The sequence below is a fragment of the Nonomuraea sp. NPDC049709 genome, from assembly GCF_040674815.1.
Taxonomy (GTDB): Bacteria; Actinomycetota; Actinomycetes; order Streptosporangiales; family Streptosporangiaceae; genus Nonomuraea.
Genome location: NZ_JBFANM010000052.1, coordinates 34,540 through 56,375, shown reverse-complemented (window position 1 = coordinate 56,375; position 21,836 = coordinate 34,540). Strand labels below are relative to the sequence as shown.

Sequence of the window (21,836 nt, the reverse complement as noted above, 5' to 3'; positions counted from 1 at the left end):
GTGCGGGCATGCGAAACAGACGCGATGACGGATGCGGTGGTCGGGTCTGGTCCTCAGCGTCGGGGCCGGTGGACCGGTGATCGATGGTTTGGGCCGGGGCGGGCCGGTATGGGTGGCCCGCCCGGACCCGGGCTCAGCCGGTGTAGGTGTCCGCGCCCTCAGCGTGCGTGGACGGGGCCCCGGTGGGGTTGTTGGTGGGGGCGAGGGCGAACCGGCGGGGCCGCTCACAGGTCAGCACCGCGTGACCGAGGTTGACGAGCCGGTCCAACGCGTTGGCCGCCGCACCGGAGGAGGCGTCCAGCACCTTCCCGATCTCATACGGGGTGAAGTCCTTGTCCGGGTACTCGGTCAGGTGCGCGTGTACCCGGTCCCGCAATGCCCCCGGCCGCACCCCACCGGCCGTGCCGCTACTGGTGCCCGACCGGACAGCGGTCCCGGCGCGGGCCGGGGCGGCGTCGATACCGGTCAACACCGCCCGCGCGTTACGGTGCACCGAGGCGACCCTCGCCATCGCCATCTCCAGGCACCCCAACGCCATCACGGCGTTCCCCTCGTCTTTTGCCAGGGCGACCCCGCCGAGCAGATCGCTCAGTTCCGCCAGCTCGGCCCGCACCCGTGCCCACTCCGGATCATCCGCCACCGGCTCAGACACCGGCTCGCACGCATTAGCGTCGGGAACCGAGATGAGTTCGCTGTGGGTCCGGTCCGGGCCCTCACTGGGCGCTTCGTCGCCCGTTAGACCCTCCGGCTGACCATGCGCCTCCTCGATCAGAGGCTCTTCGTCGGTCGGCTCGGCCACCGGAGTGGGATCGGCCGGATCGATGGCGGTCGGAAGGGTTTCCTCATCCGAGGCGGGCACGGCGTCACCCTCGGGGGTGTCAGGGTCGGGCACGGCGGGCGCCGTGCTCGGCGTTTCGACATCCGGGGCGTCCGAGACGGACGTCTCCGGGTCGGTGGTGTCGGCGGTGATCGGGTACCACCGGTCAGCGGTGCGGCCCCGCGCCTGACCGTCGTTCATGCCCGGCTCGCGGCGGGCGCGCCCGTCGGCTTCGAGCTGGTTGAGGATCTTGCCCGCTACCATCCGGCTCAGCCCGGCCGCCGCCCCGATCACCGTGGCCGATGCGCCCGGCTCGGCGTTCAGCGCCGCCCACACCGCCCCCTCACGGGCATCGGCGCCCGTCGTGGGGTCGATGTCCGGGGCGGCGGTGGCGGGGCCGTCAGGGGCCGCCACCGGCGCGGCGTCGGCGGCCGGGGCGGTGGCGGCCGCGTTGTTAATGGCGTCGTCCGTGTCGGTGGCGATGTTTTCGGCGGTGGTGTTTTCCGGTGCGGTGATAGCCATGATGCAATGCCCTTCCGGTCGCGTTTCCCGGCCCCGTTCCGGGCCGGTGTTTTGTTTGTGCGACGACCATCCCTCGCATAACAAACGCCTGGCAAGCCGATCCGGGAACAATTTCCATCACCGCAACGGCTGGGAAGGCTTACCCAAAAAATCGACCGTCGATCTGCGAAAACATCTCGCAAGTGGCTCGCCATATCGGCTTGACATCAGCGGCCGGCCCAGCTTTTCACGTATTTCACCGGACGACGGTAAACGACACCCAATTGCCCGATTCCCGACGAGTAGAACTTCGCAGATAAAGCCGCGTCCCGGTTGACATTCATACGCGATCGAGCGTCCATGGAATTAGGCGATGAACCGCCGCCGACAAACACACCGGGGGAAACGAAAGGGCCTGCCGATGACGCCAGCAATCACCGTCACCGACGACATCACCGTGGACGCCGCACACCTACGCGGCCTGATGGCCACCGGCCCCGGATGGGCGCTCATGTGGGACGGACACGACGTGTTCGCCGCCCCCGCCGATATCGCCGACCATGGGGCCGTCTTCGAGATCATCTACTGGGACGGCCTCACCGCCATCCACGACGCGCACGCCCGGCGTGGCCAACCGGCCGACTCCGCCACCATCGCCGCCGACATCACCGGCCAGGCCCGCACCCGCCTCAGCCCATGGCAGCACACCCTCAAGAAGATGATGGCCGTCACCGGCCCCTACACCACCGCCCTACGCCCCCACGGCATCCACCGCCGCCAGGACAGTCACCCCGCCCCTGATGGCCACCAGATCACCACCGACTACCGGATCGCCCCCACCGGCGCGACCGCCACGGTCACCATGCCGTGCTACCGCGACGCGATCGCCCCCATCACGATCACGCTGACCGGCCCGCAACCCCGTACCGGCGACCAGTCCCCTCAACGCACCCGTTCCCGCCACCCAACTACCCGCCGACACCCCGCCCGCCGAGGTGGCCGCACTGATCACCACCCACCTCGCCATCCACCCGCCCACCCCCACCACGAGCGGCGTAGACGGCATGGATGGCGCTGACATGGCCGACACGCCCACCCGCGCCTAACCCAGCCCCCACAACACACCAACCGGCCTCGGCACCGCTCTACAGCGGCGCCGGGGCCCCGCCCATGCCCGCGTATAGCGCCCACCACACCTGATCACGCGGGCGGACGGCGGACGGCGGACGGCGGGAAGAACCTGCTCGCCCAGGACCTTCTCGGCAAGAGCCTCACCAGGGCCGGCCCAGCCGACCACCCGTCAGCGCGCCCCAGCTCGAAGTTCAGCAAGATGAGACGGGAAGGCAGCCGATGAAGGGGACCACGCCGGCGTAGGACCACGCAGCACGCCAACGTACCCGCACACATATTCCAGGAGTCGCCTTAAGGCGATTCGGGGCGGCCATCGCAACAGCCGAGACCCGTCTGACCTGAGCAAACGACGCATCGACGGGTGAGGCGCTCTCAGCGGCGACACCGAACGCGACAACAAAACGCGACACCGAAGACAACACCGAACAACACCCCGCCCATGAACCCGCAACAGCGAACGCAACACTCCGCATGGACCGCCGGTCGTCTGCCCGTCTCAGGCGGCGGGCCGCCTCGCCACAGAGGGGACCCTCTCGGGTCCCGTCCATCCGTCCAGCGCCCGCTCCACGCCGGGCGGACGGACCGGTATCGACACCCATCTGCGCCCCAGGTGTCAAGCCCAGCATCACGCCGACGATGCCCGGCCTCAGGCGGCGATGACGGCGGCCACTGCGAGGGGCTTCGACCGAACCCGGCGATGACGGGGCCCGCTCTCACCAGGTAGCCCGCTCAGGCCAGCACCGCGGCCGCCTTCAGGAACTCGTGCTCCTGCCCGCGAGCGGCCCCGGCCACTGCCCCGCCGCCACACCGGCCACCCGTGCGGCCACCACGTCACCCGCGGTGGACCAGCGTTGACAACCGCCCATGTGCCCGTCCCAGACCGTTCGGCGGCCACCACCGCTGACGACGGCGCAACCGCAACCAGCATGCCGCTCAGCCCCGTCCCGGCACCCTCTCCCCCGTGTACCCCGCCCATGCCCGCCCCCCACGCCGACGCTGACGCCGGTGGCGATGACGTGCCCGGCCCCGTCCGGCCCTCATATGGCTGCGTCCCCAGCAGTTCGGACAAGGTCGGCACCGGTGGGGCCGGCTCCGCCGCAGCGTGTTCTTCCAATACAGATGGAGATGCAGCCGAACCGCCCTCGGCCGGGATGGGGTTGCGCGGGATCGGTGGCAGGGCCTGACGCAGCTCCTCCGGACCAGCCGCGCTGATCACGACCTGCGGGCCGCGCATCGCGAGCCAGCGATACCGCACCACCAGGAAGGCCCAATCGGGCCAGTCCCGGCGCAGCCCGGCCAGCGCCAGCTGCGCCCACGGCTCCTGACCGAACGCCGACACCTGGTCCACCTCCTGGCCCAACGCCCCCTCCCCAAACAGGGAGCGATCCAGGCCAGCCACCAGATCACCGGACGTTCCTCCGCAGTCCACCGGCGAGGGACCGACACCGGTGACCACGCGCCCCAGTTCCTTCGTGGCCACCCCGGAGGTGATCGGCATCAGCTCGTGCGAACCCCCCGGCTTCGGCTCTCCCTCGCCAGCAACGGCCGCATCACCGGCTGGGACAGCCAGAACCACTTCCGCGGACAGGGCCAGTTCCGCCCACACCGCGTGCCCCGTGCTCGGATCACCCGCAACGCCGTACCGGATCGCCAGCTGTGCCACTCCGGCCAGCCCGCGCCCGTGCTCGGCCAACACCGGCACCGAGCCCGGCGTCTGAGAGAAGTCCGGAATCGCGCCTCCGCCCAGGTCATAGACCACGATGCGCGCCACGTCCGCACCGCGCAGCACCTCCACCACGAAGAACCCCCGTGCCTGCCCCGAACGCGAGTGCCGCAATGTGTTGCTGACCAGCTCGGCCGTCGCCCACTCCGCATCCCCTCTCCGGCCGGTGTCGGCCAGCAACCACCCCACCATGCGGCGCGCGGGAGCCGACTGATCCCCCCGCCCTGGAAACGCCTGCCGCCACGCCATCCCACCCCACACCTGCTGGGAATGGAACGTCGACATCACCAGCCCCGGCGCCAGATCCGGAAACTCCTCCCCCAGCGGCTGCCGGGGCGTCCGCAGTCCGAGAGGGCGGCTCGGCTCGGCTGAGATGTGCTGCGTGCGGTGATCCATGCTGACTGTCCCTTCCGGTCACGCCCCGGCGCATCCGGGAACGGCCAGCACCATCACTCACCTCGCCGCCCGAATCACACCCCCAACCCGAAACCCACCCCTGTACCGCGCCGACCAGCACCAACGCCGCCCACACGCCCACCAGACATCCGCACCATCCCCCGCGATCACCCCACGCAGGAGCTTGAACCCCTCGGCCCAGCCCGCCTACCGTCCTTCGACCCCGCACCCACTGGGGCGACACACCGCCACAACCAGAACGGAAAGGACATCTCACCGCATGTCCAGCACTGGCTACCAGACACTCCTCGACTGCCGCCGCCGCGGCCGATACCTACGCCAGCACGGCTTCACCATCGACCAGATCGTCACCATCCTCGCCCTCGACCACCCCGCCACCCCACTACGCCTCTACCGCCACGCCGCCGGCCTCACCGCAGCGCAAACGGTCAACGCCTTCCACCGGCTCGCCGACACCACCAGCCCAGGACTACGGGAATCCCGCCTCTACGACCACGAGACCTGGCCCGAGACAGGTCGACGCCCCTCCGTCCACACCTTGCGCCTTCTGGCCCGCATCTACGGCACCCATCCCGCCAACCTGCTCACCCCCGCCATGCTGGCCACCTACACCCCGCACGACCAGCACACCCTCCGCCGAGGAGACAGCCAGTAGAGCCCTGGTCGCACGATCAGGGCCTCACGATCGCCCGCTCGTGCCGGCGAACACGCTCAAGAGCAGAACCGGTTCATGACCGAGCTCGTGCTCGCTCCTGCACACCAGAAAGTACGCCGACAGCTCGCCGCCCTCAGCCCCTGGCTAACGCACGAACCGCTCGTAAACCTGCCGGGCCTGCCGGCTCGGCATCGCATCAATCTCCGCCAGCCGGTCTTTCAACAGCCCGAACGAGCGCCGCACGGCAAGCTGACGGCCCAGCTCACCCTGAATCGTCATCAACTGACACCACAACATCTCGCTGTACGGGTCGATACGCTCCACCGCCAGCATGAGCGCATCCAGCGCGCGATCCGGGTCAGCCTTGCGCCGCGACTCAGCCAGCCGAGCGGCGGCATCGACAGCCTGGGTCTGTGCCGCCTGGCGCAGGGGAAGCACCCACAAAGCATCACGCCCAGCAAGCAACGGCCCCCGATACAAATCCAGCATCTCGGACAACGCAGCGAGCCGAGCCGGTTCCTCCTTCGCGGTGCCCGCCCGAACGAAGGCCTCCTCAAAACGCCAATAATCCACATCGAAATAGGCCGCCGCCAACTGCCGCCGCTGCCTGGCCTTCACCACGAACTTCACCCCCGCCGCAAGACCAGACGCCTGCCGCATCACCTGATTGAGCTGCCGCACCGCCGACTCCAACAGGCGACTGCCGCGATCACCATCGCCCGGCCACAGAGAGTCGATGATGCTCTGCGTCGAAAACCCTTCCGGCGAAGTCGACAGCAACGCGAACAGGTCGGACGCCACCGTACGACCGAAAGAGACCTCCGCCCCGCCGTACGACAACCGCGGCACCCCCAGCACCTCGGCCTTTGCCTTCCCCGGCGCCGCCACGAACCCGGACGCCATCAGCGCCGCGGAAGAAGAGGCTACTGCCGCCCCCTCCGGCTCAGCGATGCCCATCTCGCCAGCGTCTGCCTCGGTCTTGCCCGACCGAGGCACATCGACTTCCGCCTCCCCTTCGGCGTTCCCATCTGCTTCCTCGGTGCGGCAGTCACCAGCAACGAACCCCGCCACCGCGGGGTCTATCAACGGCGCCTCCGCCGAGACAGCAGTCACCATGTCTCTGTCTCCACTGCCAGCAGAGCGCCTGCCAGCAGGGCCTCCCGAAGAGCCCCCAACCGCCAAGCCCGGCCGAAAGCGCTGGCGGACGATCAGCGCGGCGCCCAGCAGCATGATCACCAGCCCGAACACCAGCGCAGCGCCGAGCGGCCGCCCCACATGAGACGAACTCTCTACGCGCTGCCTCTGCGCAGGGCCTTCACCGCCAGTCGCCGTAGGCGACGGAGATGATCGAGTCCACGCAGGTGACGGAGAGGGCAACGACGGAGCGGCCGGACTCACTCGGGCATCACGCCGAGGCGGGCGTGGGTCGGGGGTGGCGCTGTCGGCGGCGAGGGCGGTGGTGACGGTCAGGATTCCGGCCCAGCCGTGGCAGAGGGAGGCATCGCTCACCCGATCCAGACGGTCTGCGTCGGCAAGGGCCGCCAGGGCGATGTCCTCGGCCTTCTGCCCACGAGCGGGATCGCCGTGCGCGAGCGCGGCCAGCTGCAGGGCGCGGGCGATCCCCAGGTCCCCGTAGCACCAGGACGGCCGCAGCGGCGGCACCCGCGAAGGCTCGCCGGCGGCGAGCTGGTCAACGGTGATCCAGTAGGAGCTGCCGAACTGCTCCAGCCAGGTCGCGAACGTGGTGATGGCGCTGCTCTGGCCGTCGACGCGGATGCTGCGGCGGGCGGCCAGGGACAGCAGTGTCAGCGGCCCGGCGATACCGTGTGCGACGCCGTTGTTGCCGTGACCGCCGAGGATGTCCACCTCGTGTGAGGGGCTGTCCGGCGACCACCACCCGGGCAACACCCGGCCCTCAGCTTCGACCGGGCATGCCAACGACACCAGATGGTCCAGGATGTCTTCGAGCAGCGGCGAGGGGCTGGGGCGGGCCAACAGGAGTGCTCCCAGCCCGGTCAGTCCGCGGATGAGGTCGAATTCGGCGAGTGTTGGCAAGTGCCGGGCCAGCCGTCGCCGGCGGGCGGTGGCCAGGCGGGCGGCCACGACCCGGTCGACGCCTGCCTGAACCCCGCGATCGACGCGGCCGGCACGGCCGAGAACGAACTCCAGGGCCGGGGCGCCGTGATACAGGCTGGCGTTGGACCCGGTACTGACCCCGCCGGCGACCGCCTCCTGCAGCAGACGGCGCGCCGTGGCGAGGTCGGCGCGCTCGATGTGCAGCAGCGCCGCCCCGAGCGCGCCCTCAGCCAGTGCCTGCGTCGCGACGGCGCTCACCGCCTCGACTCCAGCGAGACGACCATGCTGTGCGCCCGCCCGTCGATCCACCCATCGGCATCCGGCGGCGGCGCCTCGAACAACACCGCGACCGGCGTCCCGCCCAGGTGCGCGCGCAGCAGGTCCACGTCCATCTCCCGCGTCAGGTCCAGCGGCAGATGCTGGTCATCGACGGCCAGAAGCACCCGCTCAGGCACCCCGGCACGGCAGCGCCAGGCCTGCAGCCGCTCGGCCCACTCCTGCAGGTGGGCCGTACGGCCGGGCAGCGTCCGAGCGTAGAGCTGCCAGCGGGCGGCAACCAGGACGGTGCGCCGGTAGTGCAGGGCCGGGGTGAACGGCAACGTCCACGCGGCGCCCCAGTCGAACCACGTCACCTGCGCGGTGGCGGCGCGGCTGATCTCGGCCAGGAACCGGACCAGCGGCGGGGTGTAGTTGTTCCAGAGGAAGTTGATCGCCGTGGGTGCCAGCAGCTCCAGGCGTTCCCCGGTCGCGGCCACCGCCAGATACAGGTGGCCGTCCCGGGCGCCGACGACCAGATCGCGCGGATGCAGCACGTCCTGTTGCCCGCTGTCTCGGTACTCGCCGACACTGACCAGCTTCGGCACGACGTGTGGTGCCCGCGTGAGCAAGTCGGCCTCGGCCCGCGTGGGGTGGAACGACAACTGCGCCGGCACCGCGCCGGGCGCGACGGTGGGCAGGGCGGCATACCCCGCGGCCAGGTCCGGCAGCAGATGCCAGAACCGTCCGGACATGGCGCCTGCCGCGCGGGAGACGGTATGGACCCGCAGCCGGAAGTCGCCCGCGTCGAGAGCGGAGATCGAGCGGGCCTGAACCTGGGCGCACAGCTCGAAGTGGGGCGCGGGCGCGAGGTTGGTGAACGGCTCGGCCGCGGCGGCTTCCAGGTCCTCGACCATCGCCTCCGACAAGATCACCGGCCGGTTGCTCTCGATGGCGGCCATCCCGGCGAGGTCCAGCAGCAGCCGGTCGCGGCGCGACATCGGTCGCGGCGGCTCCGACGGCAGGCCGAACCCATCCGGCAACCCCAATCCGCTACCGGGGTCGGTGAGCTGCTCCACGGGCACCTCGCTCCCCTCGCCGAAGCGGTCGAGGAACCGCTCGGCGTAGCGCCGCCAGGCCGGCGTACCGGCGGGATGGGTCGCGAGCCGAGCCAGCACGGTCGCCGCGGTCTCCATCTCGACCGCGACCGTTTCGGGCAGCCGCACTTCGGCGTCCAACCGCACGTCCACCGCTGTGCGTTCGCACGTGCCAAGGAGTGCGGGCGGTAGGACGGCGGCCGGGTCGGTGACGGTGGCGGCGGCACGCAGCCGGGAGCGCAGCAGACGCGTGCGCAGCAGCTCAGCGACCAGCTCGGCCCGGCGGCAGGGCTCGACGTGCGGGAACTCGGCGGCGAGCTTTCCCAGCAGGGCCGCATGCGGAATCGGAGAGCCGGCCGCCTGCAGCACCAGCTCCACCGCCGCCGTCAATGCCAAGGAGAACTCGTCCGCGCCCTCGGCCGGAACATGGACGCGGCCGTCGCGCACGCGGGCGAGGTTGTTGACGCACACCTCAACGTCGGCCATCCGTTCCCGTTCTCCGCCGGTCTCCCACGCGGTGATCGCCGCGTCCAGGGCTGCGGGGTCGGGCCGGGTGACGGCCTCGTGCGCCTCCCCGACGTGCACGAGGGACCTGTCGCCAAACTCGACCAGGGCGACACCGGCGAACAAGCCGAACGGTGTGGAGCGGTGCGCGTAACGCAGGGCGTATCGCGCGACGGCAAGCGCAGCGCGTCGGGCCCGGCGGGGGTTGTCCACCTGCCCGTCGAGCACGGCCCGGACCTGGCGGGCCAGGTCCGGACTGGCATGGGTGACCGCCTGCCGGAAGGACTCATCCGCCCACACCGGGGACAGCCACGACCGCCACTGCTCGATCGAGCAGCCAGCTTTCGGCCAATCCGGAAGCGTAGGAGGAGACAGATGCACCGTGGCGCGCAGCATCCCGGCGCCGGTGCGCCGATACCGTCTGATCCGCGTCCGCGTCATCGTGTTCACTCCGTTCCTGCTCACCGTCTGGGAAGGGCGGAAGGCCCAGATTCGTCGAGAGGGACCCGGGCCGGTGGGGTTATGACGTGGTGCAGGCGCTCGGGCAGGAGCTCCCGCATGTGTCGCCGGTGCCGCACCTCAGCGACGTGTTGGCCGCCGGGGTGTTCTCCGTGAGCTTGATGTCGAGGTTGAACGGGTCGAACGCTGCTTCCGCGCTGGCGACGGCGGTCACCTGTTCGATGCCCTGTTCGATGCCCTGCTCGATGGTTGGAGTGCTCATTGGCTTCTGCTCCTGTCCTGTGTTGGTGTTCTTGAAGGGAGGGAGAGCGGCCGGCTCCAGCGGGTAGCGCGAATGGGGGTTCGGGCCGGGCCACGCTGCTCCTCTTGATGGCCTGGCGCCTTGTCTGCGCCTTGAGGTATGCGATGCCTCCGGGGGTCTCCTCAGCCGGGCCGGCCTTGCCTGACCTCGCGATGTAGGAGATCTCGAAGTCTGGGTAAAGAGCTCAAGTCCCTCCTTGCGGCGATGGCTGGCGAGTTGCCGACTGACCTGACCGAGCTCTCAGCGCGGCCTCGGCCTCGAACTCCTCCTGGGCCTGAAGGGCCTCGGTGGCGTCCTCGGTCTCGGGCTCGACAGCAACCGTCTCGGGGGCGGTCTCGGCTGCCATCGTTACTCCCTCGTGTCGAAGCGGAATGTGTACGGAGCTCTGGCCGATCTGCACGGGCATGCGGAAGGACGGCCAGAGCCCCGGCCCCAGCCCACGGGAAGAGTCGCTGGGGACCTACGCCCCGGCTGTGGTACGGACCTGTGGAGTCGCGTCGCACCGATGTCTCAGCCCGGGCTGTCTTCATGGGGGGTTCTCGGCTGGCAGGTCACCAGCTTGGAGGGGGCGTGACCTTCTCCACTGCGGGGCAGGCGCGGCCGAGAGCCCCGCTGTCTGAGTAGTTCCGGTGAACCACCCCGGCGAGTCCCTGTCGGAACCCGACCCGGGGGTAGCTCATGCGACTCCGTCCAGAGCCTTGGCCACCGCCTCCTCCACGACACTCTCGGCCCAGATCCACGGGCCGAACCCCAGGCCGAACGGCGCAGGCTTCAACCCATCGAATCGGCCATCTACGGCGGCCTTCTGGAATTCGGTGTACGCCCGCTTGGTGGTGCGCACCAGGTGGGGGCTTTGACCTGCGGCCGCATCGTGGATCTCGATGATGATGTTCTCACCGTCCAGCTGTAGGCGGAGCTTGTCGTTCCGAATGTCGTGCAGGAGATCAAGCCAGCATTTGGGACCCATCGTCGCAATGTCCTCAGGGTCGATCAGGTCGCACATCTGGACCGTGGTCGACCGGGCCACTCGGCGAACGGCGAGGCGGTTGGGGCTTGTGGCTTCTACATCATGCTTGGTCATCGGGAGTCTCCGAAGCGGTTGCTGTGCCAGCGGCATGACAATTGACAGTAGCCACGGGTGCGGATCTCTTACACCTCGGAGTAAGTCTGCAATCACCCCGGTCTCTGGGCGGCCCTCACCTGCTCATTCTCGGAAGCCACATGCCATTACCCATGCCAATGGGTAATCTGATGGCGCTTCCGGGAGGGGGAAGTGAGATGTCGAAGCAGAGTCAGGACTCGAGTCCGCAGGCACGAGGGCGCCGATTGGCGCGAATCGGCAATGAATTGTGGCTAGAGACCGGATCGGTCAAGAAGGCAGCTACGGAACTGATGCGCCGCTATCCGGTCATTTGCAGCCTGCAGGCGCACCGGTATGCGTGTGGCCTTTCGCAGGATCAAGCCGCCGTCCGGTACAACCAGATGACCGGCCACCAGACCAGCCTGGGCGGTACGTCGATCAATGCGTGGGAGACCTGGGCCCGTGAACGCAGCAGGGCCGGATCTCCTCCCAGCTTCACCAGCCTGCTGATCCTCGCCGCCGCCTACGGAGGTGGCCCCACAGGTGTCGCCGAGGAGGATATCTCCCCCGGCGATCTGGTCGCCGAAGCGTACGAGCGCTTGGCTGTGGAAGACCAACTCGCGCTGAAGAGGTACGCCACCATCAACTCCACAAGCCCGCCGGACACGACGGCGCCGGCAGCAGAGGGGCAAGGAACCGCACCGGCCCCAAGAGCGACATCGGCCGAATCCGACACCATGGGCCACGATTTCATCATCGCTGCTCCAACCGTCGAATATGGCAACCCGGACAGACTCGTCTACTCCTTGCCCAACCCCGCCCCTGGCCAACTCCTCAACCTCAGTTGGACGTCCTTCGGCTACGGCATCGAGCGCCTCATCCACCAGATCAAGAACCTTGGGCGCCGTACTGATGTAGACGCCTGTTTCGGGATCAACGAGGCCGGCCTCGTCATGGCCACCTTCCTCGCATCAGCCCAATTTGGACGCTGCCCCATCGGATACCTCAAATGCAACAAAAGCCGCGAGTTTCTCAGCCTTGACAAGGCGTCGATGTTCCCGGAGCTGCCAGACGCCCCGGAGATCGTTTTGTGCGATTTTGAGGTGAAGCATGCCGATGTGGTCGGATTCATCTCGCGAGAAATCCGTAACCACTATCCCGGCGCGCAGATCTACTTCGCGGTGTTCGGAGCGATGACCAAGGGGAAGCTCGACGTCAGTGATTTCGACGATCTGACCGGCGCGGGCATCATGCGAGCGGCAAACTTCAAGGCGGTGTTCGTCGCTGCGACGATGAGCCCTCCAGGAATAGAGCCACCGCTGGAGCTGCGCTGAACAGTACGGAGGTCCCGTCGTGACAACCTCTCCTACCCTCCCCGGCCTCGCCCAGAGCCTCGCCGAGCTGGTCGCTCAGGTGATCGGGGAGATTCGGCCACGCCTGATCCGGGCCGCGCTCTCAGGTGAACGATCAGAGGCTGCCAACCTGCGCCACTCCGACAACTTCCTGTCCGCCCATGATCTGTGGATGCATGAGCGCTACCGGGAGCTTCTGACTCCGATCATTCCCTCGTACGTCTACGCCTCCGAAGAGGCCGACCCGCAAGTCATCGGAGCCGACCCAGAGCCGGACCTATGCGTCCTGGTCGATCCGCTCGACACCAGCGAGTTGGCCGTCCGCGCCCTCTACGGTTATACGCACGTCATGGTGTACTCCCGCAGCCTCGCCCGCCCCATCGCCGCGGTCGTGGGCGACATCTTCCACCACCTCCAGATCTACCTCGCGGCCCGCGACAAAGACGGCAAGGACCAGGCGTTCGTCTACACACAGGACGGCAAGGCATACGAGCTGAAGCTCCGCCGCTTCGCCGGGCTGCGCGAGGCACTCATCACGAACTACCTCATGAAACCCGCTGAACGGCTGCAACCGCTCGGCCGGCAGACCCGCCTGATCAACGCGCTGAGCCGGCCCTCCGCTGACGGCGCCATTCGTGGTCGCATCGGAGTCGACTTCGGGTCCGTCAGCCTGTGCCACGTCGCGGCCGGCTTCACCGACGCGACCATTGAGTTCGCCAAGGGTTTCGCCGTCTGGGATCTGGCGCCAGGGCACTACATCCTCAACGCCGCGGGCGGCGTAGTCCTCGATCTTGAGGGCGACCCCATCCCCTTGGACTACCAATTCGGCAGCATGACCGATATCAACAAGGCCATGGACAGACGACAGAAGTTTGTGGCCGCCTCCAGCTTGGCCCTCGCTCAAGACATCGTTAGCTCCATAGACGCCGCCTAGCCTGGCGAAGTGCTCGCCCGCAGTCAGCCGCCCAGGTACGACAAGACCCGGTCAAAGCGGCTCATGCACTGTTGTGGCTATTTCTTGTGGGCTAGCTGTTTTCTCAGGAGATCGTGACGGAAGTAGTAGAGGTCGCCAACTTGTCTGAGTGCACCGCGCCGGTGACCGTCCTTGAGAAACGTGGCCACCCGCCAGGGCAGTCGACCGGACGTGGCGAGCATGGCGCGGGCCAAGAAGAAGCGGAGGCGAGAGGCGGACAGGACGGATACAGCAAGAATGGTTACGAGGGCGGCCAGGGTGAGCGTGTACGGAGAGACGGACGGCCGGGTGACGGCCGTGTGCACGACTGTCATGTCAAGCAGCCCTACCTGCACGGCGATCAGGCCGCGGGAGAGCGTCACCTGGAGCCAGAGCGCGGCCCCTAGCGCGATGACCACCGCCTGACCGGCTCTCAGATCAGCACCCATCGTGAGAAGACCGAGGACGACGGCGAAGAGGGCCAATATCGCGATCCACGATAGCGCTCCACTCGTGAGGGGCGGCTCTCGAGGTTCTCTAGCGACAACGTAAGCGAAGGTGGCCATGGCCATGGCCGTTCCGAGGAGGGCACCCCCGGCGGATCCTGCTGCGACGCCGAAGGCCGTGCCGGCGCACAGTCCTGCCAGGAGGCCGAGGAGCACGCCGTAGACCCAGGGTGGCACGACGTCGATCAGTCCCGGCCAGGAGATGCCCCGCCGACCGAAGTGTCGCGCCAGGAAGGACAACCAGCGATGCGCGGCGTCCGCGCGCCAGGCGAGGCTGGGCTGCTCACGTACGCTGGAGCGGCCGGAGCGACTTGGGTAGCCGGATGGGCCGCGCCCGCGGTGGCCGACGGAGCCGGAGTAGAGGGCGGGCACAAGTTCAGCGAGAAGATGGGCCTCAAGATCGCGTCTGGTTGTGAAGGTGAGCAAGTGGTCGGGGTCCGCCGCCCGTTCGGCGTAGGCCACGCGGGCTAGGGAGAGGGCCAGCGGAGTCGATAACCCGCGGGCGAGTTCGCCGTCCGGGTTAGCGGTCAGTTCGGCGAACACGTTGGACCATTCGGGCAGCCGGGCGGGTTTCGTGGTGATGGTCAGGTAGTCACGGATGGCGGCGGCGTCGAGCGGCTTGAGCTCGATGGCGGCTGCTGCCGTGAGGACGTCTGCCCGATGAGACTCGATGGTGGCCAGGTACTCCGCGGTACGGCTGGTCAGGACAAGGGGATGCCTTGCGCTGAAGGCGGCGTTGATCTGGATGAGAGCCTGCTCTCGTTCAGGGGCGGGCATCTCGTCGAGGCCGTCCAAGATGAGCAGGAGCCGATCCAGAGGCAGCGGTTCGGCGGAGTTGTAGTCGTAGTCCTCCACCAGGCGGGCGTAGATCCAGCCAATGACGGGCTGGTTGGAGGGAGTCCACGTCGAGAGCCGCAGGATGACGGGGACGGGGTCGGCCTGCTCGCGGGCGGCCAGACCGGCCAGGGCGAAGCGCATCACCAGCGAAGTTTTGCCTGCGCCGGGTTCACCGAGGGCGACCAAGCGCGTCCGGGGTAGTTTGGTGTGAACCATGTGATAGATGTCGTCCAGGCTGCCGTCGAGGTCGATAGGCATGTCCTTGCCGCCGATGACTCGCCAGTGGTCGCTGACCGGCGGGCCGACCGTACGCCAGGTGACGGGCAGAGGCTCCGGGTCCAAGAGGCGCTGCCGCAGCTCCTCCGACTTCCATACCTGCTCCACGTTAGCGGCAAGCCGTTCAGCACACGCCACAACAGCGTCCGCCCCAGGCTCGGCCACGTCCAACGTACCGAGATCGCCCCTGCTCTTGGCCCGCTGTCGTAACCAGCCAATCATCGCCGCCGAGGCGACGAGGGCGGTGACGACAAAGCTAAAAATGCTGGCCCATTGGTCGGCGTACTCGCGGCCTTGAGAGACGAGGAACACGACCACTGCGATGGCCACGAATGGCACGAGGACGGACGTGGCGACCAATGCCCACCAGTACCACCCGCGAAAATCCGACTCTGAGCGCACCACGCCAGCCGACACTACTAGAGCCTTCTTCGTATCAGAGGGGCCGACTACGGTGACAGCGGAAAGGCCGAAGAAGGGATCGGGCCCGGCGAGATGAAGACTCTTCCAAACCGTGGAGGGCCGTCATCCATCGCCGCCAGTCTCGCGGCACAGGCAGCCTCCGGCTGATTTAGTTCTGTTCCTATCTCGGCCGGTCCGCATCTTGGCCGGGGCGTAGATTCTCCAGCGACCTCCCCGGCTGGAGCTGGAGCTCTGGTCGCCTGGCTCAGGCCACATTCATCCCGGCCAGGGCCCATGGGCTCCGATTAACATCTCTACTATGGCCCCGCCTGGGTTCCTCATTCGCCCCCGGGCGGGGCCTGCCCGTTGCAGCAGCGGCCATTAGCCCGGCCCAGCACGACTTCCGGCGTCGCTACGCGGCAGCGATCGAGGCGGAGGACAAGGTCACCCTCAACACCCTCGACCTCTTCCGCAAGGACGTCTCCACCTACGTTCGGCTCTACGACTTCATGAGCCAGATCCTCAACTACGGCGACCCATACATGGAGATGCTCTCGATCTTCCTCCGGCTCCTGGAGAAGGTCATCGCCGAGTCCTCGTGGAGCGCCGACGTCGACCTCTCAGACGTGGTCCTGGTCGGGGTGAAGCACAACAAGGCCATCGCGGTTGACATCTCGATGACCGGAGACGGCCAACTGAAGGGGATCAGCGCAGCAGGCACCGGCACCAAGAAGGAGCCGAACCTACGCGCGGTCGATCAGGAGGTATGGGCGCCTTCCTTATCACCAGGCGATGAGTACGAGGTCCCCCTGCTTGGGCCGCTTCACGTGGACAACAGACACAGCGAGCGGCTGATCCGCTTCTTGACGGAGATCACTACCCGGCTCACCGAGCGGGAACTTGGCTCCAAGCTCCACGACCGTATCCGGCGTAGTGCGCTGCGGTTCCTGAGCACGTCATACATAGTCGCCTACCGCGCAGATGTGACGTTCTCCGATGACGAGCCCGCAGGTGGTGCTCAATTACATGACGTCGCTCGAGAACCTGCTTTCTGGCGGCGGTGAGAACCACGCGGATCTCCCTCGCAGGACGGCACAACGCGCCGTCGTCCTTATCGGCGAAGATGACGACGACCGCCTGCGCACACTCCGTTGTGTAAAGGACGCCTACAATGTTCGCAGCATCATCGCCCATGGCAGCGATCCACACCCGCGCAAGCTGAGCGCAGCCGCCACACAGGTCAGATCGATCCTCCGCCGAGCGCTCGTCGCAGCGATCGTCCTCGGTGAGAAAGAGCTGGGCCCATTGTGCGATGAAGCGCTCTTGCCCCAAGGGACGCTTCGCGAGAAATCAACAACCCGCTCGCAGAATTCCACACGCTCATCCATGCGTCTTAACTCTTTGAAGGAGAGAGATCGCCAACTGTGGCGCGGCGAACCTACGCTTACGCGGCGCTGATCCGACAATCGGTGGTTCAGTGGCCAGCCGGTAGTGAACGCCAGGTTGGTCGGGCGTTCGGGGTGGTGTGATGGTCAGGTGATGGGCTCGACGAGCCAGATTGGTGTTGAGCAGACACGCTCAGCCTTCGAACGGCTGTTCAGCTCGACCTAGGTTTCGATATGCTTCCTGCGCCCGAACACGGCGAGGGGACTCAACGTTGCGTCTTGTGGCGAACAGGTATGTCGTCGGCGGCGACGCCGAGCGCATCGGCGGCCAGGGCAAGATCGTTAAGGCGATCGACGGGGAGGATAGAACCGAGGTCGCCCTGAAGCTCATTTCGCGGCGCGACGCCGATGAGATCCAAAAAGAGTACTTCCGCCGCGAGGTAGAGGCCCTCTATCTGCTGGATCACCCGAACATCGTCTCGTTGCGCGCTTTCGGCGAAGATGAGAATGAGGACGCGTTCTACCTAGTCATGCCCTGGTTGGACAAGAATTTGCCCGAGGTCCTGCCTGCGGATGGCGATCTGGGTTGGGACGACTTTGCGGACCAGTGGGGGCTCCCGCTGGTCGAGGCGCTTGCCCACGCGCATCAACGGGACGTCGTTCACCGCGACGTCAAGCCTGCGAACATCCTGATCGCCGAGGACGGCACCCCTAAGCTAGCCGATTTCGGTATCAGCAAGATCCGTAGCCAGATGGTCGCGGGGCTCACGCTCGTCGAGCACTTCTCGCGTCCGTACGCGCCACCGGATCTGCGGGGCATGGCCAGCGCGAGCCGAGACGTGTGGGGTTTCGCCGCGACCGCCTTGCGTTGCCTAACCAGCGGCCCGTTCGATGACTATCCCGACATCCCGGCGGCGTTGGCCGACCTCGACGTACCACCACAGGTCCATAAGCTCCTCGCCCAGTGCACCAGCCTGGACCCTCTGGCCAGGCCGCAGAACGCGGTGGTGTTGCGCAGCCGGCTACGGGAGATCCAGTCCAGCCGTCAGCGTCGTTTCTCGACGTACATCCACCGGCTGCAATTGCGGGTTAGCGAGGACGCGGCGCGGAGACTGGCCGCGCCGCCGCTGGACCGCGACTCCGATGCGATCGAGCAAGCCCTTACGCGTGAGCTAGCCCAAGGCGCTCATCTACTGAGGTACACCGACAGCGTCGGTAAGGTGTCGATCGACACGTTGGAACTCATCGGCCGAGAGCGTCGCCTGCGGCTCGCGGTACAGCCTGACCGACCCGAGTTCGTCCTGGCCAAGGTCAACCACGCCGCTGAATCGGTCCTTGAGGGTCTGCGCCGGCGGGGCTGGCCGGTCAGCGATCAGATCGTGTGGACGTCGCGCCCCCAGCCGCCCGCAGCGGCCATGGCGGCCAAAGAATTGGTCCTTGCTGGCGTCGACGACCATTACATCCGGTTGGACGACGAGAAGTACCGTCGGGCCGAGAACGTGATGTTCGACAAATGGATCGACCTGCTCGAAGCCAAGGAAAACTTGGAATTCGAGCGGGAGACGCCATTGGCGTACAAGTCGATCGACATCGATGGCCGTCGCGTCAGGTTCCACCTCCGCGAGACCAGCGACTCCGACCTTCTGGGGAAGGAGCGGATCTGCCGCGGCCCGGCGGGACGACCCGTCGGTGGTCCCGGCGTCGTAATCGCCCAGGACGACACGACCATCACGCTCGCTTACCCAAGAAAGATCAAGAGCCTACCGCCCTCCGGTGAGCTAGCACGGCACTCCGCGCCGACTGCGTCGGCGTTGCGTCGGCAGCGCGAGGCCGTCGCCAACGTCCGCGCCGGGATCTCGGTCCGTCCGCAGTTGCGTTCGCTGCTGCTTGACCCCACGCGAATCGCTATCCCGATCGCCCGAAAGATCGACAAGTGGTCGAGCAGAGCGCTGGACGACGACAAGAAGACCGCCGTCATGACCGCGATGGGCAGCGCCGACTTCTTCCTACTTAAGGGCCCCCCGGGAACAGGCAAGACGAGCTTCATCACCGAACTGGTGCAGCAGGAGCTGGCGCGCAAGCCTGACGCACGGATCCTGCTGGTCAGCCAGGCCCACGTCGCGGTCGACAACGCACTTGTACGACTCTCCGAAGCGGGCGTGGACCATCTGGTCAGGCTCGGCAAGGACGACGACCCGCGGATCGCCGCTGAGGCCCGCGAGCATCTGCTCGACCAGAAGATGCCCGGGATGATCCGTGAGGTCCGGCAGCGGGCCGAGGCTGAACTGAAACGACGCGCCACAGCTTTTGGCGTCGACCTCGGTCATGTGGAAGGTGCGGCGGCGATCCTGGAACTGATTGAGGCGCTGCGAGAACTCGACAATACCCAAGCCCGGCTGGACAGCCTCGATGCGAGATCTGGCAGCATGCATGGCCAACTGCCCGATTCTGAAGAGCAGGACGCCGAAGCGCAGACTGCCTCGCTCAACGATCGTGTCCAAGCGCTTGATGACCGCATCGAAAATCTGCGCGAGCGGGCCAACCTGGCCCTGGGCGGTGATCTGGACCTCCCGCAGAAATTGACCTTGCAAATCGCCCGAGACGCCTTCGACGCCGTCGTTGGCGAGGATGAGCAGCTACGCAAACTCGTCGACCTGCTGACCCTGCAAGCAGAGTGGTTCCAGCGGATCGAATCGGGTCGCGAACTGGAGGGCGTGGTGCTGCGCGCGTCGAGGGTAGTCGCTGGTACCTGTCTGGGATTCCTGTCGCACCCCGCCGTCCGAGACCTCCAGTTTGACCTGTGCATCCTGGACGAAGCGTCGAAGGCGACCGCGACCGAAACCTTGGTGCCGTTGTCGAGATCCAAACGATGGGTGCTGGTCGGCGACTCCAACCAGCTTCCGCCGATGCAAGAAGAGGTCCTCGACCATCCTGAGCTGATGGAGCGGCATGGCCTCGAACGCGCTGACATCGAGCAGAGCCTGTTCCAACGACTGCTGGACCACGCGCCCGCCGCCGCCCAATACCAGCTGACCAAGCAGTACCGGATGGTCCCCGGAATCGGTGACCTCGTGTCAGCTTGCTTCTACGAAGGTCAGCTAGTGTCAATGCCAACAGATGCACTGCCTGGCTGGGACATGCTGTACAAGCCGGTCACCTGGTTGGACACCGGCGCGATGCCAGATCGGCGCGAACAAGCCGACGGCACCAGCATGGTCAACCACCGTGAAGTACACGTTATCCGCCGCACAATCACCACCCTGCGAGCGGCGCTGGAGAAGGACGTCATCACACCGCCGGGCGGGGGACCCTTGCGGGTTTTGGTGCTGACCGCCTACAGCAAGCAGAGGGAACGGCTACAACACGCTGCCGCCGGTCTACGATCGAAGAAGCTGGAGATCGAGGTCAATACCGTCGACGCCGTGCAGGGACGCGAAGCCGACGTCACCCTCTACTCCGTGGTCCGCAGCAACAATCAGCGCAAGCTGGGGTTCCTCGGACCGCTGCACTGGCGGCGCATCAACGTCGCCATGTCCCGGTCACGATACGGCCTGGTCATCGTCGGCGACGCTTCATTCTGCGAATCGGTACGCGGCCCGTTGAGCAAGGTACTGACCCACATTCGGCGACATGGCGCCACCTGTAGGATCGGAGACGCGAGCAATGGCTGACACCACCATCATCGCGGCACGCCGCTACAGCGACCAGCACCCCGGTTACCAGCTCGCCTACGCTGGCGAAGCGGCCGTGCCGATGTCTCTACTCACGCTCGACGTGGTGGCGCAGCAACGCAAAAAGCTCCACCTGGTGGACGAGTTCGTGCTGCGACTGGCTGTCCACGACATCCACAAGATCAGCAATATGGCGGCCGTGCTGGGCATCGATGAGCCGACTGTCTCGGACGCTGTTGTGCACCAGTTGTCGGCCGAAACCATCGAATACCGGCCGGACAGCCTGAGCGGACACAAGGTCCTGCTTACCTATGGCGGCCAGCGCGCGGTCGAGGAACTGTCCACGGTTACCCCGCAACGCACCGAGTACCAGTCGGCGTTCGACCGGCTGCTGTGGAAACCGACCCCGCATAGCCGATCCGATCTGGTTAGCCGGGCCGACGCCGAGGCGCTCGGCATGCTGATTCTTCCGTCTGCTCGCACTGCGGAAGTGGCCACCAGCGATGTGACCCCACGGCGGCTCAATCAGCTCTTGCATCAGGCCCAGCAGGACAACGGCAGCCCGGAAATCGAACTTCTTAGTGTCGAGGCGATCACCCGCCAGCCGCGGCTCTACTTGCCCGCAGTGCTGCTGGTCTTCATTTCAGACACGGCCGATGACCAGCGCTTCAACCTTGTCGTCGACGACACGCTCAGCGAGCCCCACGACAGCGCATTGCACCTGGTCGGCGGACTCGAACGGACTAAAATAGAAATCGCGCCCGCCGCCGGCGAGCCGGACCTGCCGGCACCGCTACGTCAGCAGCGCACTCCCTACGACGTCGTTCGCGACCTGCAACGCCGGGCCGACACCCCGCTGCCAGCCGACGATGGCACACCCTCCACGGTCTTGTCGCACACCGAGAGACATGAGAGCGTCACCGCCCGCGCCGAACTGGACGCCCTCACAGTCCGCTCAGTGCCGCTGTTCGAGCACCGAGAACTACTGATGACCGCGCTCGAGACCGCCCGCACTAGATTCCTGCTGGCCACCCCGTTCGTGCGAGATGCCGTAGTCACTGGCGATTTCATAGCCAAGATGGAGACCCTGCTGCGCCGATCGACCCTGACCGCCCACATCGCCTACGGCCTTGGCAGCGACCTCACCCACAATGACAAGAGCGCTCTCAGTCGGCTGCGCACGCTAGCCCGCCGATACCCCCAGCTCACAGTGGCTCACGTGGCCGAACGGCACCCCAACATCCTGATCTTCGACGACGCCTGGGTGAGCAGCGGCTTCGACTGGCTGTCGTTCCGCGACCAACCCACGCATACCTACCGACCAGAGGAAGGAACACTCGTCCGCGACAAAGCGCACGTCGACGAGCAGTACGACCACTATGTCGCTCTGATCGCTCGAGCCGACACGGCCGCTAGGCACTGATTGTTGCGCGCACCA

The 21,836-nt window shown here is 66.9% G+C and carries 16 protein-coding genes; 8 read left to right on the top strand and 8 right to left on the bottom strand.

The window, feature by feature from the left end; translation table 11 throughout:
• Window positions 1–133 precede the first annotated feature (133 nt).
• On the bottom strand, window positions 134–1,450 hold the full coding sequence (locus tag AB0J69_RS40510; RefSeq protein WP_364129141.1) for a hypothetical protein: 1,317 nt from the start codon (window positions 1,448–1,450) through the stop codon (window positions 134–136).
• A 289-nt stretch (window positions 1,451–1,739) separates the two neighbouring features.
• Here AB0J69_RS40510 and AB0J69_RS40505 point away from each other — a divergent pair, with 289 nt between their 5' ends.
• The gene (locus AB0J69_RS40505; protein WP_364129138.1) at window positions 1,740–2,396 is read left to right on the top strand and encodes a hypothetical protein; all 657 of its coding nucleotides are present in this window, start codon (window positions 1,740–1,742) and stop codon (window positions 2,394–2,396) included.
• Between the two features lie 699 nt (window positions 2,397–3,095).
• Here AB0J69_RS40505 and AB0J69_RS40500 read toward each other — a convergent pair.
• Window positions 3,096–4,568, bottom strand: a complete 1,473-nt coding sequence (locus tag AB0J69_RS40500) for an ATP-binding protein (RefSeq protein ID WP_364129136.1) — start codon at window positions 4,566–4,568, stop codon at window positions 3,096–3,098.
• 280 nt (window positions 4,569–4,848) lie between these two features.
• On the opposite strand from AB0J69_RS40500, the gene AB0J69_RS40495 reads away from it, so the two are divergent.
• Window positions 4,849–5,244, top strand: coding sequence for a helix-turn-helix transcriptional regulator (locus AB0J69_RS40495; protein ID WP_364129134.1), 396 nt, complete (start codon window positions 4,849–4,851; stop codon window positions 5,242–5,244).
• A 144-nt stretch (window positions 5,245–5,388) separates the two neighbouring features.
• Here AB0J69_RS40495 and AB0J69_RS40490 read toward each other — a convergent pair whose 3' ends face one another.
• From AB0J69_RS40490 to AB0J69_RS40470, 5 genes are all read right to left on the bottom strand, one after another.
• Window positions 5,389–7,578, bottom strand: coding sequence for a lanthionine synthetase LanC family protein (locus AB0J69_RS40490; RefSeq protein ID WP_364129131.1), 2,190 nt, complete (start codon window positions 7,576–7,578; stop codon window positions 5,389–5,391).
• Window positions 7,575–9,617 (bottom strand): lantibiotic dehydratase family protein, encoded by a 2,043-nt coding sequence (locus AB0J69_RS40485; RefSeq protein WP_364129129.1) that lies wholly within the window; start codon window positions 9,615–9,617, stop codon window positions 7,575–7,577. Before AB0J69_RS40485 ends, AB0J69_RS40490 begins: the two co-directional genes overlap by 4 nt.
• Before the next feature lie 79 nt (window positions 9,618–9,696).
• Entirely contained in the window at window positions 9,697–9,897 is a 201-nt protein-coding gene (locus AB0J69_RS40480; RefSeq protein ID WP_364129126.1) for an FxLD family lanthipeptide, read from the bottom strand.
• A gap of 223 nt (window positions 9,898–10,120) precedes the next feature.
• On the bottom strand, window positions 10,121–10,282 hold the full coding sequence (locus AB0J69_RS40475; RefSeq protein ID WP_364129124.1) for a hypothetical protein: 162 nt from the start codon (window positions 10,280–10,282) through the stop codon (window positions 10,121–10,123).
• Window positions 10,283–10,612: 330 nt separating this feature from the next.
• A complete protein-coding gene (locus tag AB0J69_RS40470; protein WP_364129121.1) occupies window positions 10,613–11,017 on the bottom strand; it encodes a hypothetical protein in 405 nt (134 codons plus the stop codon).
• Window positions 11,018–11,214: 197 nt separating this feature from the next.
• Between AB0J69_RS40470 and AB0J69_RS40465 the strand changes: the two genes are divergently transcribed.
• Together AB0J69_RS40465 and AB0J69_RS40460 are read left to right on the top strand one after the other, a co-directional pair.
• Window positions 11,215–12,351: a hypothetical protein gene (locus AB0J69_RS40465; RefSeq protein ID WP_364129119.1), complete on the top strand. Its 1,137-nt coding sequence runs from the start codon at window positions 11,215–11,217 to the stop codon at window positions 12,349–12,351.
• A 19-nt stretch (window positions 12,352–12,370) separates the two neighbouring features.
• Window positions 12,371–13,303: an inositol monophosphatase family protein gene (locus tag AB0J69_RS40460; RefSeq protein WP_364129116.1), complete on the top strand. Its 933-nt coding sequence runs from the start codon at window positions 12,371–12,373 to the stop codon at window positions 13,301–13,303.
• A gap of 77 nt (window positions 13,304–13,380) precedes the next feature.
• On the opposite strand, the gene AB0J69_RS40455 is transcribed toward AB0J69_RS40460, so the two are convergent.
• A complete protein-coding gene (locus tag AB0J69_RS40455) occupies window positions 13,381–15,270 on the bottom strand; it encodes an NACHT domain-containing protein (protein ID WP_364129113.1) in 1,890 nt (629 codons plus the stop codon).
• A gap of 581 nt (window positions 15,271–15,851) precedes the next feature.
• On the opposite strand from AB0J69_RS40455, the gene AB0J69_RS40450 reads away from it, so the two are divergent.
• The 4 genes from AB0J69_RS40450 to AB0J69_RS40435 all read left to right on the top strand — a co-directional run bounded on the left by AB0J69_RS40450 (window position 15,852) and on the right by AB0J69_RS40435 (window position 21,821).
• Complete coding sequence (locus AB0J69_RS40450; protein ID WP_364129110.1) at window positions 15,852–16,406, top strand: hypothetical protein; 555 nt, start codon at window positions 15,852–15,854, stop codon at window positions 16,404–16,406.
• Entirely contained in the window at window positions 16,369–16,800 is a 432-nt protein-coding gene (locus AB0J69_RS40445; protein ID WP_364129108.1) for a hypothetical protein, read from the top strand. Before AB0J69_RS40450 ends, AB0J69_RS40445 begins: the two co-directional genes overlap by 38 nt.
• A gap of 208 nt (window positions 16,801–17,008) precedes the next feature.
• Window positions 17,009–20,398: an AAA domain-containing protein gene (locus AB0J69_RS40440; protein WP_364129105.1), complete on the top strand. Its 3,390-nt coding sequence runs from the start codon at window positions 17,009–17,011 to the stop codon at window positions 20,396–20,398.
• Window positions 20,391–21,821, top strand: a complete 1,431-nt coding sequence (locus AB0J69_RS40435; protein ID WP_364129103.1) for a hypothetical protein — start codon at window positions 20,391–20,393, stop codon at window positions 21,819–21,821. The genes AB0J69_RS40440 and AB0J69_RS40435 overlap by 8 nt, the downstream gene beginning before the upstream one ends.
• Window positions 21,822–21,836 lie beyond the last annotated feature (15 nt).

Excerpts from the sequence above, each read along its gene's own strand:
- AB0J69_RS40495 (WP_364129134.1), top strand. The coding sequence starts at position 4,849 with ATGTCCAGCACTGGCTACCAGACACTCCTCGACTGCCGCCGCCGCGGC.
- AB0J69_RS40485 (WP_364129129.1), bottom strand. The coding sequence starts at position 9,617 with ATGACGCGGACGCGGATCAGACGGTATCGGCGCACCGGCGCCGGGATG.
- AB0J69_RS40445 (WP_364129108.1), top strand. The coding sequence starts at position 16,369 with ATGACGTCGCTCGAGAACCTGCTTTCTGGCGGCGGTGAGAACCACGCG.
- AB0J69_RS40480 (WP_364129126.1), bottom strand. The coding sequence starts at position 9,897 with ATGAGCACTCCAACCATCGAGCAGGGCATCGAACAGGGCATCGAACAG.
- AB0J69_RS40450 (WP_364129110.1), top strand. The coding sequence starts at position 15,852 with ATGAGCCAGATCCTCAACTACGGCGACCCATACATGGAGATGCTCTCG.
- AB0J69_RS40505 (WP_364129138.1), top strand. The coding sequence starts at position 1,740 with ATGACGCCAGCAATCACCGTCACCGACGACATCACCGTGGACGCCGCA.
- AB0J69_RS40500 (WP_364129136.1), bottom strand. The coding sequence starts at position 4,568 with ATGGATCACCGCACGCAGCACATCTCAGCCGAGCCGAGCCGCCCTCTC.
- AB0J69_RS40465 (WP_364129119.1), top strand. The coding sequence starts at position 11,215 with ATGTCGAAGCAGAGTCAGGACTCGAGTCCGCAGGCACGAGGGCGCCGA.
- AB0J69_RS40475 (WP_364129124.1), bottom strand. The coding sequence starts at position 10,282 with ATGGCAGCCGAGACCGCCCCCGAGACGGTTGCTGTCGAGCCCGAGACC.
- AB0J69_RS40470 (WP_364129121.1), bottom strand. The coding sequence starts at position 11,017 with ATGACCAAGCATGATGTAGAAGCCACAAGCCCCAACCGCCTCGCCGTT.
- AB0J69_RS40435 (WP_364129103.1), top strand. The coding sequence starts at position 20,391 with ATGGCTGACACCACCATCATCGCGGCACGCCGCTACAGCGACCAGCAC.